The sequence below is a fragment of the Paenibacillus sp. SAF-068 genome (assembly GCF_051967555.1).
Classification (GTDB): Bacteria; Bacillota; Bacilli; order Paenibacillales; family Paenibacillaceae; genus Paenibacillus.
This window is the reverse complement of record NZ_JBQCJX010000003.1, coordinates 586,530-601,397: the sequence shown is the minus strand read 5'-3', so window position 1 is coordinate 601,397 and position 14,868 is coordinate 586,530. Positions and strand designations below refer to the sequence as shown.

At 47.6% G+C, this 14,868-nt stretch carries 10 protein-coding genes; 1 reads left to right on the top strand and 9 read right to left on the bottom strand.

Annotated features, from left to right (window positions below):
* Positions 1-75: 75 nt before the first annotated feature.
* From ACTHPG_RS20340 to ACTHPG_RS20300, 9 genes are all read right to left on the bottom strand, one after another.
* Positions 76-1,725 (bottom strand): ABC transporter substrate-binding protein, encoded by a 1,650-nt coding sequence (locus ACTHPG_RS20340; RefSeq protein WP_440391259.1) that lies wholly within the window; start codon positions 1,723-1,725, stop codon positions 76-78.
* 27 nt (positions 1,726-1,752) lie between these two features.
* Positions 1,753-2,622 carry a carbohydrate ABC transporter permease gene (locus ACTHPG_RS20335; protein WP_113052959.1) on the bottom strand — a complete coding sequence of 290 codons (870 nt, stop codon included), beginning with the start codon at positions 2,620-2,622 and terminating at the stop codon, positions 1,753-1,755.
* A gap of 15 nt (positions 2,623-2,637) precedes the next feature.
* Positions 2,638-3,603: an ABC transporter permease gene (locus ACTHPG_RS20330; RefSeq protein ID WP_339238325.1), complete on the bottom strand. Its 966-nt coding sequence runs from the start codon at positions 3,601-3,603 to the stop codon at positions 2,638-2,640.
* Positions 3,604-3,827: 224 nt separating this feature from the next.
* Positions 3,828-5,375 carry a response regulator transcription factor gene (locus ACTHPG_RS20325; RefSeq protein ID WP_440391258.1) on the bottom strand — a complete coding sequence of 516 codons (1,548 nt, stop codon included), beginning with the start codon at positions 5,373-5,375 and terminating at the stop codon, positions 3,828-3,830.
* Positions 5,376-5,648: 273 nt separating this feature from the next.
* Entirely contained in the window at positions 5,649-6,563 is a 915-nt protein-coding gene (locus ACTHPG_RS20320; RefSeq protein WP_440391256.1) for a class I SAM-dependent methyltransferase, read from the bottom strand.
* Positions 6,564-6,768: 205 nt separating this feature from the next.
* A complete protein-coding gene (locus ACTHPG_RS20315) occupies positions 6,769-7,992 on the bottom strand; it encodes an MFS transporter (RefSeq protein WP_440391420.1) in 1,224 nt (407 codons plus the stop codon).
* A gap of 194 nt (positions 7,993-8,186) precedes the next feature.
* Positions 8,187-10,250, bottom strand: a complete 2,064-nt coding sequence (locus ACTHPG_RS20310) for a molybdopterin-containing oxidoreductase family protein (RefSeq protein ID WP_440391255.1) — start codon at positions 10,248-10,250, stop codon at positions 8,187-8,189.
* A 444-nt stretch (positions 10,251-10,694) separates the two neighbouring features.
* Positions 10,695-11,546, bottom strand: coding sequence for a formate/nitrite transporter family protein (locus ACTHPG_RS20305; RefSeq protein ID WP_440391254.1), 852 nt, complete (start codon positions 11,544-11,546; stop codon positions 10,695-10,697).
* Positions 11,547-11,825: 279 nt separating this feature from the next.
* The gene (locus ACTHPG_RS20300; RefSeq protein ID WP_440391253.1) at positions 11,826-13,187 is read right to left on the bottom strand and encodes an FAD-dependent oxidoreductase; all 1,362 of its coding nucleotides are present in this window, start codon (positions 13,185-13,187) and stop codon (positions 11,826-11,828) included.
* Between the two features lie 466 nt (positions 13,188-13,653).
* Here ACTHPG_RS20300 and pelA point away from each other — a divergent pair, with 466 nt between their 5' ends.
* Complete coding sequence (pelA, locus tag ACTHPG_RS20295) at positions 13,654-14,826, top strand: pectate lyase (RefSeq protein ID WP_440391252.1); 1,173 nt, start codon at positions 13,654-13,656, stop codon at positions 14,824-14,826.
* The last annotated feature ends 42 nt before the right edge of the window (positions 14,827-14,868 follow it).

Here is a 14,868-nt window from a genome sequence, read left to right as displayed (position 1 = left end):
GAACCACGTGATACTACTAGGTATATCACATGCAGGAAGGTTTTCCCAAAGTTTTAGCGCTCGATTTCTCACGGTTTATTTGGACTGATATCGGTCATAGGCTGCCTGATGAACCTCAATCGCCCGCTCAATGTCCATGCTCTTGATGGTTTCGGTCATCTTGTCAAATTCAGTGATTGGTTTCTGTCCGCTAATGATGGCTGTCATCGTCTCATTCAAATACGTATTCACCTGGCTCATGATGGACGTACTTGTGGTCACCTCTTCTGTGGACAAGCGAATTGGGGGAAGTGTTAAAGCCGAGCTTGCTTTCATCCATTCCGCATTCGCTGCACGCTGTCCGTCGTCAAATAATAAGGCATCCAGGTAACGGCTATCCTGATTGATTGGACCGTCCATGATGGACAAGGCATAGGAAGCCAGCGCCTGGTCGTACGTCAGACCGTTCGGATTATCAATAATGGTATCTGTGAATTTGACACCTTCCCCGTCACGAACGTAGCTGTCATTTTCAATACCGAAGTTGAACAGATCACTACCTTCTTCGCTATAGTTATAGTCCATCCACTGTACAATATATTTCAATTTGTCCTCGTCCGCAGAAGCCGTTATGGCCTCACCATAACTTAATACCTTGTTCTCCAGATTGAAGGTAGCGTACGAAGTTCCATCTGGAGATACAGGCCACGGTACACCGGTTACGTTAAAATTCGGATCGGTGTCTCTCATCAGATTGAAGTATTTCCCCATCCCACTGAATACACCGCCCTGATATGCTCCTGCGAGATTGCTGGTGACCTTGTAGTCGAACGCCTTGCCATCATTGGTCATAATCTCGGGGTCAATCAGTCCTTCCTTGTACCACTTGGCCATGGTCTCCAGAAAATCACGGTAGCCCGGCTGAATCGGTCCAAATTCCACCTTGTCTCCATTCAGCTGGAAACCACCAATGACGCCAAAGGCCGCAGCAAAATCATGGAGCTTGGTCAGGTTGCCTGGCCCCCAGTTTCCGGTGAATGGCAGCTCATCTGGCTTGCCATTGCCGTTAGGGTCCTGCTCCTTGAATGCCTTGAGTACCGTATACCACTCATCGATGGTGGTGGGTACCTCAAGGTTTAATTGATCAAGCCAATCCTGACGCATAATTAATCCGGAAGTGGCATTCAGCTTCAATGCATCCAGCTTGAGCAGCGGGAACATATAGATTGTGCCATCATCGAGTGCAATCTGCTTCTTCACATTCGGATCGGATTCTATGATCCGCTTCAAGTTCGGTGCATAACTGTCAATTAATTCATTCAACCGGATGATTCGTCCGTCCTTGATCATTTTTTCCGGACCGCCAACCGCATCTGCCCAGTTATAATATATGACATCCGGAAGCTCCTTCGTGGAGATCAGAAGATTGAACTGGTCACGCTGTTGTCCAAGCGGCGGATGTGTGAACTTCACCTGGATGCCCGTCAGCTTCTCCTTTTCCTTGTAAGCGGCCATATCGCCAAAGTTGTTCAAGGAAGCCGTCAGTTTGGCGTCATTGGCGCGCCAGTAGTCAATGGTAAATGGCTCACTTGTAATCGGTAACGGAATCTCCGTTAATGCCTGAACCGCAGGTTCTGTTTCCTCCGCCGGTTCTGCGTTACCTGGCTCCTTATCCCCCGTACAGCCCGCCAGTAAAGACATGGTAAGCAGCGATGACAACAAGATAGACCCCATTCTTTTTTTCACACAATTCGCCTCCATAGGATACATTTTTTATTGTTTCACAGCACCGATTAAAGCGCCCTGAACAAAATAACGTTGGATGAACGGATATACCAGCATAATCGGCAGCGTGGAGATAATAATCGTCGCATATTTGATGTTCTCCCCAATGGCGAAGCCCGTATCAGCGCCAGCGCCCATGGCCTCCGTACTGCTGCTGATCAGAATATCCCGCATAATAATCTGGATCGGATATAATTCCTGACTGCGTAGATAGAGCATCGGTCCGACATAATCATTCCAATGGTCAACCGCATAATACAGCATCATAACCGCCAGGATTGGCTTTGACAGAGGCAGTACAATTCGGAACAAAATCAGAAAGTCATTGGCGCCATCAAGCTTCGCCGATTCGATCAGACTGATCGGAATGCCCTCAAAGTTTGTTTTCATAATGAGAAAATAGAACGTACTGATGGCACCCGGAATAATAAGCGCGAAACGGGTATCCACCATGCCCAGATTCTGAATCAGCAGAAAAGTCGGGATCATGCCCCCGCCAAAAAACATCGTGAACGTAATTAATTTCATCAATGTTTTTCTGCCCATCAGATCACTGCGTGATAACCCATAGGCTGCCAGTGAAGTCATGAGCAGATTGATGGCTGTGCCCACAACAACATAGAACAAGGTGTTCATGTAACCCGTATAGATGCGCGTATCCTGAAATACCGACTTGTACGCCCCCAGCTGGAAACCTTCAGGAATGAGCATCAGTGACCGGGAACGCAACATCTGATCCGGATCGCTGATGGAAGAATTGAACACGTACAGCATCGGGTAGAAGCATAAAATCATGATGACCAAGAGCAGCAGTGTATTGAATACATCAAAAAGTCGTTCCCCTATAGACTGTTTCATCGCTTCACCTTCCAATTACCAGAGACTGGTTGAGTTAAGCTTTCTGCTGATCGCATTTGCGATGATGAGCAGTGCGAAATTAATAACGCCATTGAATAGCCCGATGGCTGTTGAATACGTATAGTTCCCCTCCAAAATTCCGGATCGATAAACAAAGGTGGAGATGACATCGGATGTCTCATAGGTCGGAGCCGTTTGCATCAGCAATATTTTCTGAAAATCAGCGTTCATGACCGCCCCCATCCGCAGAATTAACATGATCACAATCGTTGGCATGATACCCGGAAGTGTAATATGCAGCAGCTGTCTCCAGCGGCCTGCGCCATCGATTTTGGAAGCCTCATACAACTGGGGATCAATCCCGCTGAGTGCCGCCAAAAAGATAATCGAAGCCCAGCCTGCCCCCTGCCATATGTTGGACAGGATGTACATTGGACGGAACATATCCTTCTCCGCCAGGAACATGATTGGCTGCAGATCGAAAAAGTCACGAATGACATTAAACAATCCGCCATCCAACGATGAGAACGTTTTCAACATTCCAACCACGACCACAACCGAGATGAAATGTGGCATGTAACTGATCGTCTGTACCGTGCTTCTGAACCACTTTTTCCGTACTTCATTCAGTAACAGGGCCAGGATGATTGGAGCCGGAAAACCAAACACAATGCTGTAAAAACTCAGAATCAGTGTGTTCTTAATCAGTCGCCAGAAATAATAACTTTCGAAAAACATGGTGAAATTGTCAAAACCGACCCATTCGCCTGCCAAAATTCCTTTGATCGGGCTGTAGGATTCCTGAAATGCCATCAGCAGTCCGTACATCGGCCCATAACTGAAAATCAGATAATAGGCTACAACTGGAACGAGCATCAGATACACATATCTGTTGCGGACAAGCTCCTTTTTCACCGAACTCCATTTGCCAGCTGGCTTCAAACGCCCAGGTTCAATCCCCCGGCTTCGATTCAGCTCCATCCACTCAACCTCCACTCTCGATGTTCATTCACATGACACTTCTAATGATAGAAGCGAGCGCCTTTTCTTCCCATGCTCATTTCCGTTTAATGCATGTTCAAAACCGAGTTCTGTCCGACAAAAAAAGACCCTGATGCCGATGAATGGCAAACAGGGACGTGATCACAGATTGATTGTGGATCGGATATACAGGAAGCTATGTAGGAAGCGACAGCAGCGCTGTCCTAGGGTACCTTTTTATACTCGGAAGGGGAGAAGCCCGTGTATTTCTTGAACATTTTGCTGAAATACGGCCAGTTGGCACCAAACCCCGTCTGTTCGGCAAGCCAGGATACGGTGCAGTTCCCGTCCTGCTCCAGAAGCTTCAACGCTTTGCGAATACGGTAGTTTAACACATAGTTCGTAAATTTCTCACCGGTTTCCTTTTTGAACATTTTGCCAATGTAGTCCGGGTTCATGTATATTTCTCCGGCGATGGATTGGAGTGTCAGTGTTTCGTCCCTGTAACGATTCTCCACGATCTGCTTCACACTGCCCACCATCTGCGACTGTCTGGAGCGATGTTGTTCGTAGCGGCGCAGCGTGATTTCCTTGGCAACAGCAAGCAGAAACTGTTTAAAGGAATGCAACGTGCTGGACTCAATCATGCCTGGCAACTGATCCATATACCTCTTCATCTCGGCAGAGCCGCTGAGTCGAATCATCTCCATAAATATCTGAATAAGATAGGACTTCGTTTGAAAGATATCGTAACGGAAGTCGGCGAGCAGCTGAAACATCCGGTTCAGTTCTGTTCCGACTTCCTGCCAGTGTCCAGCCTTCATCGCAGTAGCCATCCGCTCTGGATCATATTCGAATTCGGGAAGAGTTCGCTCCCCGGGAGAGTAAACATCCCGCTCCATAATGAGACTGCCCTCCCCAAGGTAGAAACGGTAATTGAGATAAACCAGCGTCTGCATGTACAATTGCCGTGCCTGTGGAAGATCTCCCGGTTCGCTCAGAGCGATCGTAAGATCATCATGATAATATCGGGTAAATGTGGCGCGAATCTCATCAATGTTATGGAACAACTGCGATTCAGACAACTTGTCCTCCATCATCAGTAACACATGACCTCCAACCGTGGTACTTAAGATCGGATTGTGAAAAATATCCTCGGCAATGTTCTTCACCGCGAACAAGTGCAAGTATTCATGATCCCCCTCAATCTCTACCAGCAGCAGCCGCACGCGCTGATCCTGAAACTGTACATCGAATACCTCCTGGAAATACTTCCATTCCTTGACCCCGTAGGTTCTGTTCGTCACCAGCTCTTTCAGAAAATATTCCTTGGCATGCGGCAGTACACGCTCCAGATTATATTGGATCGATTGCACAAAACGCTCCTGATCGGTTAACTCCCGCTTCTCACTCACCAATTCACTGATAGCCTGGACGAGATGTTCTTCACTGCAGGGCTTGAGCAGATAGTGCTTCACCCCATACTGCATGGCCGTCTTCGCATATTCGAATTCGGTGAAACCCGTGAGCATGATGAATGAGATATGCGGATACTTCTCTGCCACGGCCTCAACCAGCTTTAACCCATCCATTCCCGGCATGCGAATGTCCGAGATGATGATATCGGGACGTTGCATCTCGATCTTCGCAAGCGCTTCCAATCCATCTTGAGCAATGCCAATCAGTTCTGTTCCTAAGCGAGACCAGTTCACAACACTGGAAATTCCATCCGAGATCATAAATTCATCATCGACCAGCAAAACCTTGTACATCGTATGCATTCCCCCCTGCCTTTCACCCGATCCATTCTATTATATGAGCATTATGCACAAATAGAGGAGAGAACGTTGATTGACATGGGATTGAACGATAACAAGTCTGATTGTTGAACATTTGTATCCCGTCGAAGTTATTGGCTATCAAATCATGGTTTATGCTGAGCCCCTTTGTTCAAACCAAACAACCTTCACCCTGCCACAGGGTGAAGGTTTGCCGCTGCTATGCAAATACGGGCTATACAGATGACCATACATGCCCGGATCGATTTATTTTTTTACTGCGTGAATGAAATGTATCGTTTCAAATGCCCTTAGATGATCGATTCGATCCTGGAAAAACTGTTCCTGAATCGCCTCCGGAGTCAGATGCTCATAAATAAGCAGCCCTGCTTCATCAAGCAAGGCTTCCATCTCCACATATGCGTAACCGGATTGCATCGGCTCACCACCCATTGCAGCCAATTTAACCATATTTTCAACCCGATTAAACATTCCTTTTTCCTCAAAAAGGTGCTCATCTGCATAATCCAGAACTATAGAGCTTCCGGTTGGCAGGCTTGCAAATACATGACGAATCACGTTAAACAGATCATTTTGGGGCAAATAATACGAAACACCCAAGAGGCTGGCCAACGTCTTCCGTTTCTTCAAACCTTCAAGAGTCAAGCTGTCACTCGAAAGCTCACGCGTAAAATCCATGGGTACGAAGTGAAGATTGTCCGGAATAGTCAGCTTGGCCTGATTCAGCCGCTCCTTCTTGAATTGCTGTGTAGCAGGATAATCCACTTCAATGATATCCAGCGTGTCCTCCAATTCCGGATGCCTCAAAGCAATCGTATCCATCCCGGCGCCAAGAATGACTACCTGCTTCAATCCCAACGCAACTTCATGCAAAAGTACTTGCTCACAGTATGCGGCCCGAGCCAGAGTTATTGGAGATAACTGTACCTGGGTAATCCATTTTAGAGCCTTTTCCGGGTCGTCCTTGAGCTCGTGAGCCATATCCGGGTTGAAAAAATGAATGCCTTTAACCATGTTATTGCTGATATCTGAAAACTCTTGAGGAGAGATCAGCAATTTAGCCATATAATCATCGAAAATAAGAGGTGTATCGTGTTGGCTGTGATAGGCTCGACCAAAAGCCGAAATCAAGGATGTAATGCTGGATTCATTTTGCCTCATACTTAATCCTCCCGTACAAACAAAAATAAGATTCCCCTGGCCAGGAGAATCTTATTATATACGGAATAATTTTATATGTAAATTATAGCATAAATATATTTTTTTGTCAACTACAATTTACGGGTGAGCAGACTCATTACAGTGGATTTACCGTCCATTTCAACTCGTTCTTCCTTCCACATCCTGTCCAACCCGATTAGATCTGTCAGGCGTCCATCCCATACTCCTTCACTTCACGATTACGATTCAACACCGCATGCAGCACAAAACCAAGTACCGCAACAGCCGCTGTGCCCGTTGCCAGCCATGCTACAGGAATAAGTCCCTGTTTGTCATACATGACCCCCATCGCATAGGGCCCGATAACCCGTCCAACCGCACCGATCCCACCTGATATCCCGATGTAAAAAGGCGCTGCCCTGCCCGCATGCTCCGATATGAAGGCAGGTGTTGCAGGGGAGATCAGCATCTCTCCAAACGTGGCGAGTACCATTGCGAGCACCATGCCCGGATAGCTGTACATGGTAATCATGACGATATAAGCCATGCCATAGAATACCGCACTCGCGGTCATCTGGGCAGTGGAGGTACGGGCCATGGTCCGTTTCACCCAACTGGTGAAAGGTTGGCCTACAAAGATCAGCACCCCGTTCAGGGTCCAGAGCAGACCGTACATTCTTTTTTCCATACCCTCAGAGATGATGTACGGCGACACACCTGTGTTCCAGATGGAATTGCCGAATAACAGGAACAGCACGCCCAAGCTCATAAACAGATATAGTCGGGTATTGCCCAGCAATGCCCATACGCCCGGCCCATCGGGAACGGTTTTGCGTTTCGTCAGATGTACTCCCCCCTGATCCGGTTCAACCCGCGACAGATAATACCAGAAGAACAACGCAAATCCGGCTGAGGTTACTCCGTTCAGTACAAAGCTGAGGTGATAGGAAAAGTCAGCCAGAAAACCACTCAGCGCCGTACCAATCGCCACCCCGATATTGTTCGCTACATAGATAATATTGAATAATTCCCCGCGTCGCTCCGCAAATCGGAAGCCAATAAAGGCTTGAATCGCTGGCAGCGACAATGAACTGAACAGACCAATCCAGCCCATGGCACATATAAATATGACCCAATACGCGCTAATCCAGGGTAGCGCAAACAAACCTAACGCATTAAGCGCCAGTGAGCCAATGATCAGCTTCTTCACGCCCACCCGGTGATATAAAGACCCTCCAAGCAGTTGTCCAAAGATACCACCCAGGGACTGAATGAGGATTACAAAACCTGCGTTGGCCATCGTCCGTCCTAGCTCATCAAACACATACATGGTGGTCAGCGGCCACATCAAGGCACTTCCTGTTGCGTTAACCAAGCTTGCCAGTAAAAATACTCTCACTTCTTTTGGATAGGTATCCAGCCATCTCATCATCTCTAGTTCATTCTCCTTAATACCTCTGCACAAGCAAACAGCCATAAAAAATAGACCTTTGCCCTGACGGTATAACCGTAACCAGCCAGAGCGAAGGTTTTATGAAATGTCGCATATATTGCTCTATTAGATCCTGCTCAAGTTCTGTCCTTTGTTCATCTTACCTCAAAAAAGTCATGCTGCAAGCACACTCATTGACGCTTCACTTCGACAGTGGCCGAGAAGAATGTAGCCCCGTTGCCCATATCCGACAACCGATTGGATGTGAGTGAATTGGCTCGCTGCTTCTTGCCTTCCCCATCCCACCATAAGCCTTGGCTGATGACGGTTCCTGGCAACATGGCTTCACTCACCTTGGCGGTAAGTTCCATGCGTCCACGATCATTCCATACGACCACTGCATCCCCATCCTGCACGTTTCTGCGGGCAGCGTCTTCGGGATGCATTTGCAATAAAGGCATCTTTTCCAAACGCTGATGTTTGGCTGAGTTGCCAAAGGTCGAGTTCAGGAAATTATGATTTGGCGGTGACAGGAACATCAATGGGTAAGTATCGGCAGGTCCAGCCGGATTCTCCCCATCATATCCTTCAACCAGAGCGCTATAGGTAGGGAGCGGCGGAAGCCCTCTCTGTTCCATTGTCTCTGAATACAATTCAATCTTGCCTGAAGGTGTGGGCAGCTGATCCAGAAATGCAGCATGTGGTGTCATATCCAGCTTCACGAAACGGTGTTCCTTCAGTCCTTCTAACGTAACTCCATTCATGTAAGGATTGCCTGTATCCTGGAGTGCGTCCTTAATCATCTGTTCCGGCGTTTCTCCGAAGATTGCAGGATCGTACCCCATGGCCTGCCCAAGCAGGGAAAACAACTCCACATTGCTTTTGCTCTCTCCAATCGGTGCAATTACCGGCTCTTGCAGATGAACGTATTGATGCCAATAGGAAGCATACAGGTCCGTCGCTTCAAATGAAGACGTGGCCGGCAATACGATATCTGCATATTTAGCCGTATCCGTCATGAACAGTTCATGCACAACCGTGAACAGATCTTCCCGTGCAAAACCTCGCTCCACTCGTTCAGTATCCGGTGCCACCACCAATGGGTTGCTGCAGTAGACCATCAGAGCCCGGATCGGCTGCTCGGCTTCCAGCAGAGCTTCACCAATCCGGTTCATGTTTACCACTCGCGGCTCCGTATTCTGCCGCAGCTCCGGACGCTCCAGCGCGTCGCTATTCGTGCTCGCGTAGCTGTTCGTACGCACGGCACCGCCGCCTTGCTTCAGCCATTGCCCCGTGATGGCAGGCAGACATGCAACGCTGCGTACGTTCATCCCCCCATTATCATGGTGCTGGAGGCCATTGCCGATGTGAATATGGGCTGCCTGTGCGTTGCCATATAGCTCGGCCAGCTTCACAATGGTCTCCTCCGGCACGCCCGTAATGCGCGCAACGCGTTCAGGTGTGTAGCTGCGGACATGAGCACGCAGTGCCTCATGTCCCACTGTATACTTTTGCATAAATGCTTCATCCGTCAGTCCCCGTTCGAACAACACATGCATCAGGCCCAGCGCCAGTGCACTGTCCGTGCCCGGGTACAGCGGGATAAACCAGTCGCCCCATTGGGCGGTACGATTGCGATGCACATCGATTACGACGATCTGGGCGCCCTTCTTGCGGGCTTTCTCCGCCAAAACGACCTGGTGCATATTCGTACTCACGATATTTCCGCCCCATACCAGAATAAGATCTGCATGCTCCGTATCTTCCGGCACCGTTCCATGGTTGGCGCCCATCGTATATTTCCAGCCGGTATTTCCGGCCGCATTACAGATGGTCTGCTCCAGCATACTCGCACCTAGCGCATTGAAGAAACGCCGATCCATGCCGTCTACGCCGAGAATGCCCATGTTGCCGTAGAAACTGTAAGGCAGGATGCTCTCAGGTCCGTAGGTCTCGGACAATGCAGTGAAGTTGGTCGTAATCTCGCTAATTGCTTCATCCCAAGTGATTCGTTCGAACTTGCCTTCACCCTTGGCTCCAACACGTCTCATTGGATATTGCAGACGCTCGGGGTGATACACCCGCTCCGTCATATTTCTGACTTTATTACAGATGGCACCCTTCGTTATCGGATGATCCGGATTGCCCGCCACCTTCACAATTTTGCCGTTCTCTTTATGTAGTAACAGACCACAAGTGTCCGGACAATCGAGCGGGCATACCGCTGCAAATACCCCATTCTCCTGATCGATCATCGTATGGCTCCCCCTCTTTAAAAAGCTATCCCTATATCATATCTTCTTCGAGGTTATCACGTAAAGAGAACAGTATGTTTTTGCTTCATATTCGCCGCTATAGCACCTTCAAAATATTTTCAAGAAAATGTTTTGCCATTTGATTCAATTTCAGAATACAGGGGTAAATTAAAAATAAGGCATTAGGCTAGTGTTTCCCCACTTCCTCCTCATGCCATATCATGGACCACTCCCGAAATTCGCCATGAACAGGTTTCGTTCCCCCGAACCTTGTCATGGCGAATTTATTTTGCTTTAAAACTCCAATAAAGGACACAAAAAAAAGATTCCGACCTGCTCCATCACAGCATATTTGCCATGAACCGAGCAAAGTTAGAATCGTCTTCACTTCTATGTGTATATGATATATGTGTTTCGTGTCATGCATTGTAGTGCCATACTCCGCTACGCCTGCTTGCTCAACATCACTCTACCCTCCGCCTCCACAGGTTCGATCGACGTTACTACCTCTGGTTTCACTTTTGGCTCAGCTTGGCGCAGGTACACCACCCAATAGGCTGCAGCTACAAACAGAGCGCCTCCAGTCAGATTGCCGAGCCACACCGGAATGAAATTCATCACATATTGTCCCCACGAATAATGTCCTTCGAAAATTGCAGCCGGAATGAGGAACATATTGGCCACAACGTGCTGGAATCCAATGGCCACAAACGCCATCGTTGGAAACCAAATGCCCAGTACCTTGCCACTCATCGTATCCGATGCATAAGATAGCCACACAGCCAGCGCGACCAGCCAGTTACAGCCGATGCCGGAGATAAAGGCTTGTAAGAAGCCGTCATGCAGCTTGTGTCCGGCCATATCCACTACTTTAGCCAAATACACGCCCTCTCCAGTCAGACCAAGCACATGTCCAAACGCGTACGCGACAAAGATTGCTCCAAGAAAATTACCTATCGTTACTAATGATAGATTTTTCACCATGCTGCCTACCGACAGCTTGCGCGCGATCGTAGCGAGCGGAACAGCCATCATATTGCCTGTCAGCAATTCACCGCCACCGATGAGCACCATAATTAGTCCCACCGGGAACACAGCTGCACCAATCAGATTAACCAAGCTCCCCCACTCTGCCGGAACAGATGCAATCACCCGGATGTCCAGTAGAAAACCCAACGCAATAAATGCCCCTGCCAGAAAACTGAGTACCAAGACTGAAGACACCGGATATTGCGCCTTTTTCATGCCTGTTTGCGCCGTATATTGTGCAACCTCAAGAGGTGTTTTCGCTGCCATATCGTTCATCCTCTCCTTCATTGTTCATTCATCATTGCAATAAAATCATTGGGAAATTCTTTGGTTACGCGTCGAATGCCATATCCTAATTGTATCTTGGTCCTATGCAAAACTTTGTGCAAATTATCACAATGTTATGTATAAAAGTCGTTATTCATGCTTGTCATCCAATGACTATCACAGCAAAAGATACTGGGCATGCTAATATGTAACTTCATCATAAATATCAAAAAAAGACTGGCGATATGATCGCCAGTCTTTGGGTATTTTTTGGCTTCCTTACACCATTGCTGGTGCTTTTACTTCTACCGGTGGCAGTGCTTGCAGACCTGCCGTGTTCAGGAAGTTCCATGGTTTGTTGTAATGTGGCTGGAAGAAGAAGTCGATGAAGGCCAGTTCATCTACGGTCATGTTGTTTTGGATGCAGACCGAGATCGTATTAATCGATTGGGTCAGATCAACCTGTGACATCACCTGTGCTCCGACGATCCGACGAGTAGCCTGCTCATATACTACTTTGAGCAACAGTTTCTCAGCCGTTGGCATGAACTCCGGACGGTAGCTGTCTTCCAGTACGACAGATTCAACAATCAGACCTTCATCAGCAGCAGACGTTTCCGTCATCCCCGTACCCGCAATATTTTGCTCATATATTTTGATACCCGATGTTCCTTGTGTACCCATATACGGTGTCGTAGGACGAACCAGGTTACGGGCTACGAGTGTACCCATCCGCACGGCGTTGGTTGCCAGTGGAATGTAAGATGCTTTGCCTGTCGGGTTGTAATGAATAGCACAGCTGTCACCCGCAGCGAAGACGTCTTTTTGACTCGTTTGCATATATTTATCCACGATGATTGCGCCGTTTGGCAGCATATCCACTTGGCCTTTGAGCAGTTCGGTATTTGGACGGAAACCAATGCAGAGAATAACCAGATCGGTTTCGAATTCCCCTTTGGACGTGATTACCTTGGTCACTTTACCATTCTCTCCAGTAAACTTCTGTACCGTTTGACCGAGAGCCAGCTTGATGCCGCGTCCAGTCAGCGTATCTTCAATCGCATCTGTGAACTCAGGATCCAAATATTTATTCAGAATCCGATCCACACTGTCAATCAGAGTAACTTCCTTGCCGTTCATCTGGAACGCCTCAACCAGTTCTACGCCGATATATCCTGCACCTACAACGGTAACGCGTTTCGCATCTTTAGCTTTTTCGATAATCGTGTTGGAATGATTGTAGTTTTTGCACAGCAGAATGTTGTCCATCTCAATGCCTTCAAGCTTCGGAACGACAGGCCATGAACCGGTTGTCACAATCAGTTTGTCAAACGTATCTTCAAATTCTTCCCCGGTTTGCAGGTTTTTAGCCCGAAGGGTATGGCCCTTGGCATCGACTGCTGTCACTTCGTGAAGCATCTTGGTCACTACACCGAGATCTGCCAGTTGATTAGGTGAAGAATAGAACAAGCCGTCAGGGTCTTTCACAACCCCACCTACATAAAGCGCAATGCCGCAAGATAGGAAGGAGATATTGTCATTGCGCTCATACACCGTGATGGTAGCGTCCGGGTACAATTTGGCGGTATTTACGATGGCTGCGGTCCCTGCGTGTGTACATCCGATAACTGCGATTTTCATTAAAAGTTCCTCCTCGAAATATATAAATGAGTTTGAATATAACGTTATTATGGTTGTGAAATATTTCACTTCTTGTTCGAAACTGTGTATGTGATTTATTTCACTTTATACACTCATTATAATGTGATCTTTTTCACATTGCAATAGGTAGAGCAAAAAAAGTTTGTCGAAGGAGGTCCTTCCTTGTATTTACGCCTTTCTTCCCTTCACTGTATTGATTTCATTGTCCCCGGATTGGAGTCGGTTTATGCTATGCAATGGCTTCCGCGATCCCTGTAGGTCATATGGAGATATACAGTTAAAGTCCCCTCTTGCATTCATGTTTACTTGTAAAAAAATAAATGCATTCAATTTCAACTACAGGGTTGATTTTTAAATTGGTAAGCGCTTACAATAATATTGATCCTTTAAATGGAATTTATGTAAATTAAACACCAATTCAATTATTCGTTCAGGAGGCGTTCATTTGAAGAAACGTTCAATGCCTGTCGTATTCCGCATGGTTCCCGTTACGCTTGCGATCACCATGATGACAACTGGAGTAGCTATCCCCTTTGCTGCTTCTGCCGAATCTCCACCCGTTACGATTAAAACCGAAGTTCTGTCCTCTAACGTTCCAGCAGGTGCCGATGTGTCTTCACTACTTCAGAAGTTTAGGGATTTCAGTCATTTTGCAACCGGCGACTTGGCCAAAGATACGGCCTATGCCCTGAATATCGTTTCGTGGCAAATGCCGCACGGTGGATTCTACAAAGACATGGAAGAGCAGTACGCAGCCCCATGGGATGGCGTAACCGCTCGATCAGGCTGGAAAGACCCGAATGGGATTGAACTTGGCACCTTTGATAATGATGCAACAACATCCGAGATCCGCTTCCTTGCTGACATGTATGATAAAACGGGCAACCAAGCCTTCAAGAACAGTGTGCGTAAAGCGGTGGAATTTATCCTGATCTCCCAATATCCCTCTGGAGGTTGGCCGCAGGTCTATCCCAAACGAAGTAACTACTCCGATGCGGTGACTTACAACGACAATGCTATGGTACAAACGATGGTTTTATTAGACGATATGATTGAGCGCAGAGGTGGGTTTAACAACGATATAATGACTGCCGCTGACCGCATCAAATTGAAAAATGCACTGGATAAAGGCATTGATTATACGCTGAAAGCACAAATTATCAATAATGATCAACTCACCGTTTGGGGTGCCCAGCACGATCCTGTGACCTATGTTCCTGTGCAAGGCAGAGCGTATGAATTAGCCTCCAAGTCGGGCTCAGAGTCGGTGGCGATTACTGCTTTTCTCATGTCCAGACCTCAGACTCCCGAGATTGAACAAGCCGCCAAAGCAGCTCTGCGATGGTTCGATAACGTTCGAGAGAACGGAACCAAGTATAACCGACAAGGTCCAGTATATTTTGAACCGGATGCAGGGAGTGTGATCTGGTACCGTTTCTATAACGTGGATGAAGATGTGCCTTTCTACGCGGACCGGGATGGGTTGAAATATATGGACATTCTGGACATCAGTGAAGAACGACGACATGGCTACTCCTGGGCCGGAAGCTATGCACGCAACCTGCTTAAGCTGGCCTCCGATCAAGGTTATTACATGATAAGTCAGCCCTTGCCCTGATTCGGAAGCCAGCTCCTATCTGTGAAGAGAATACCGCCGCAT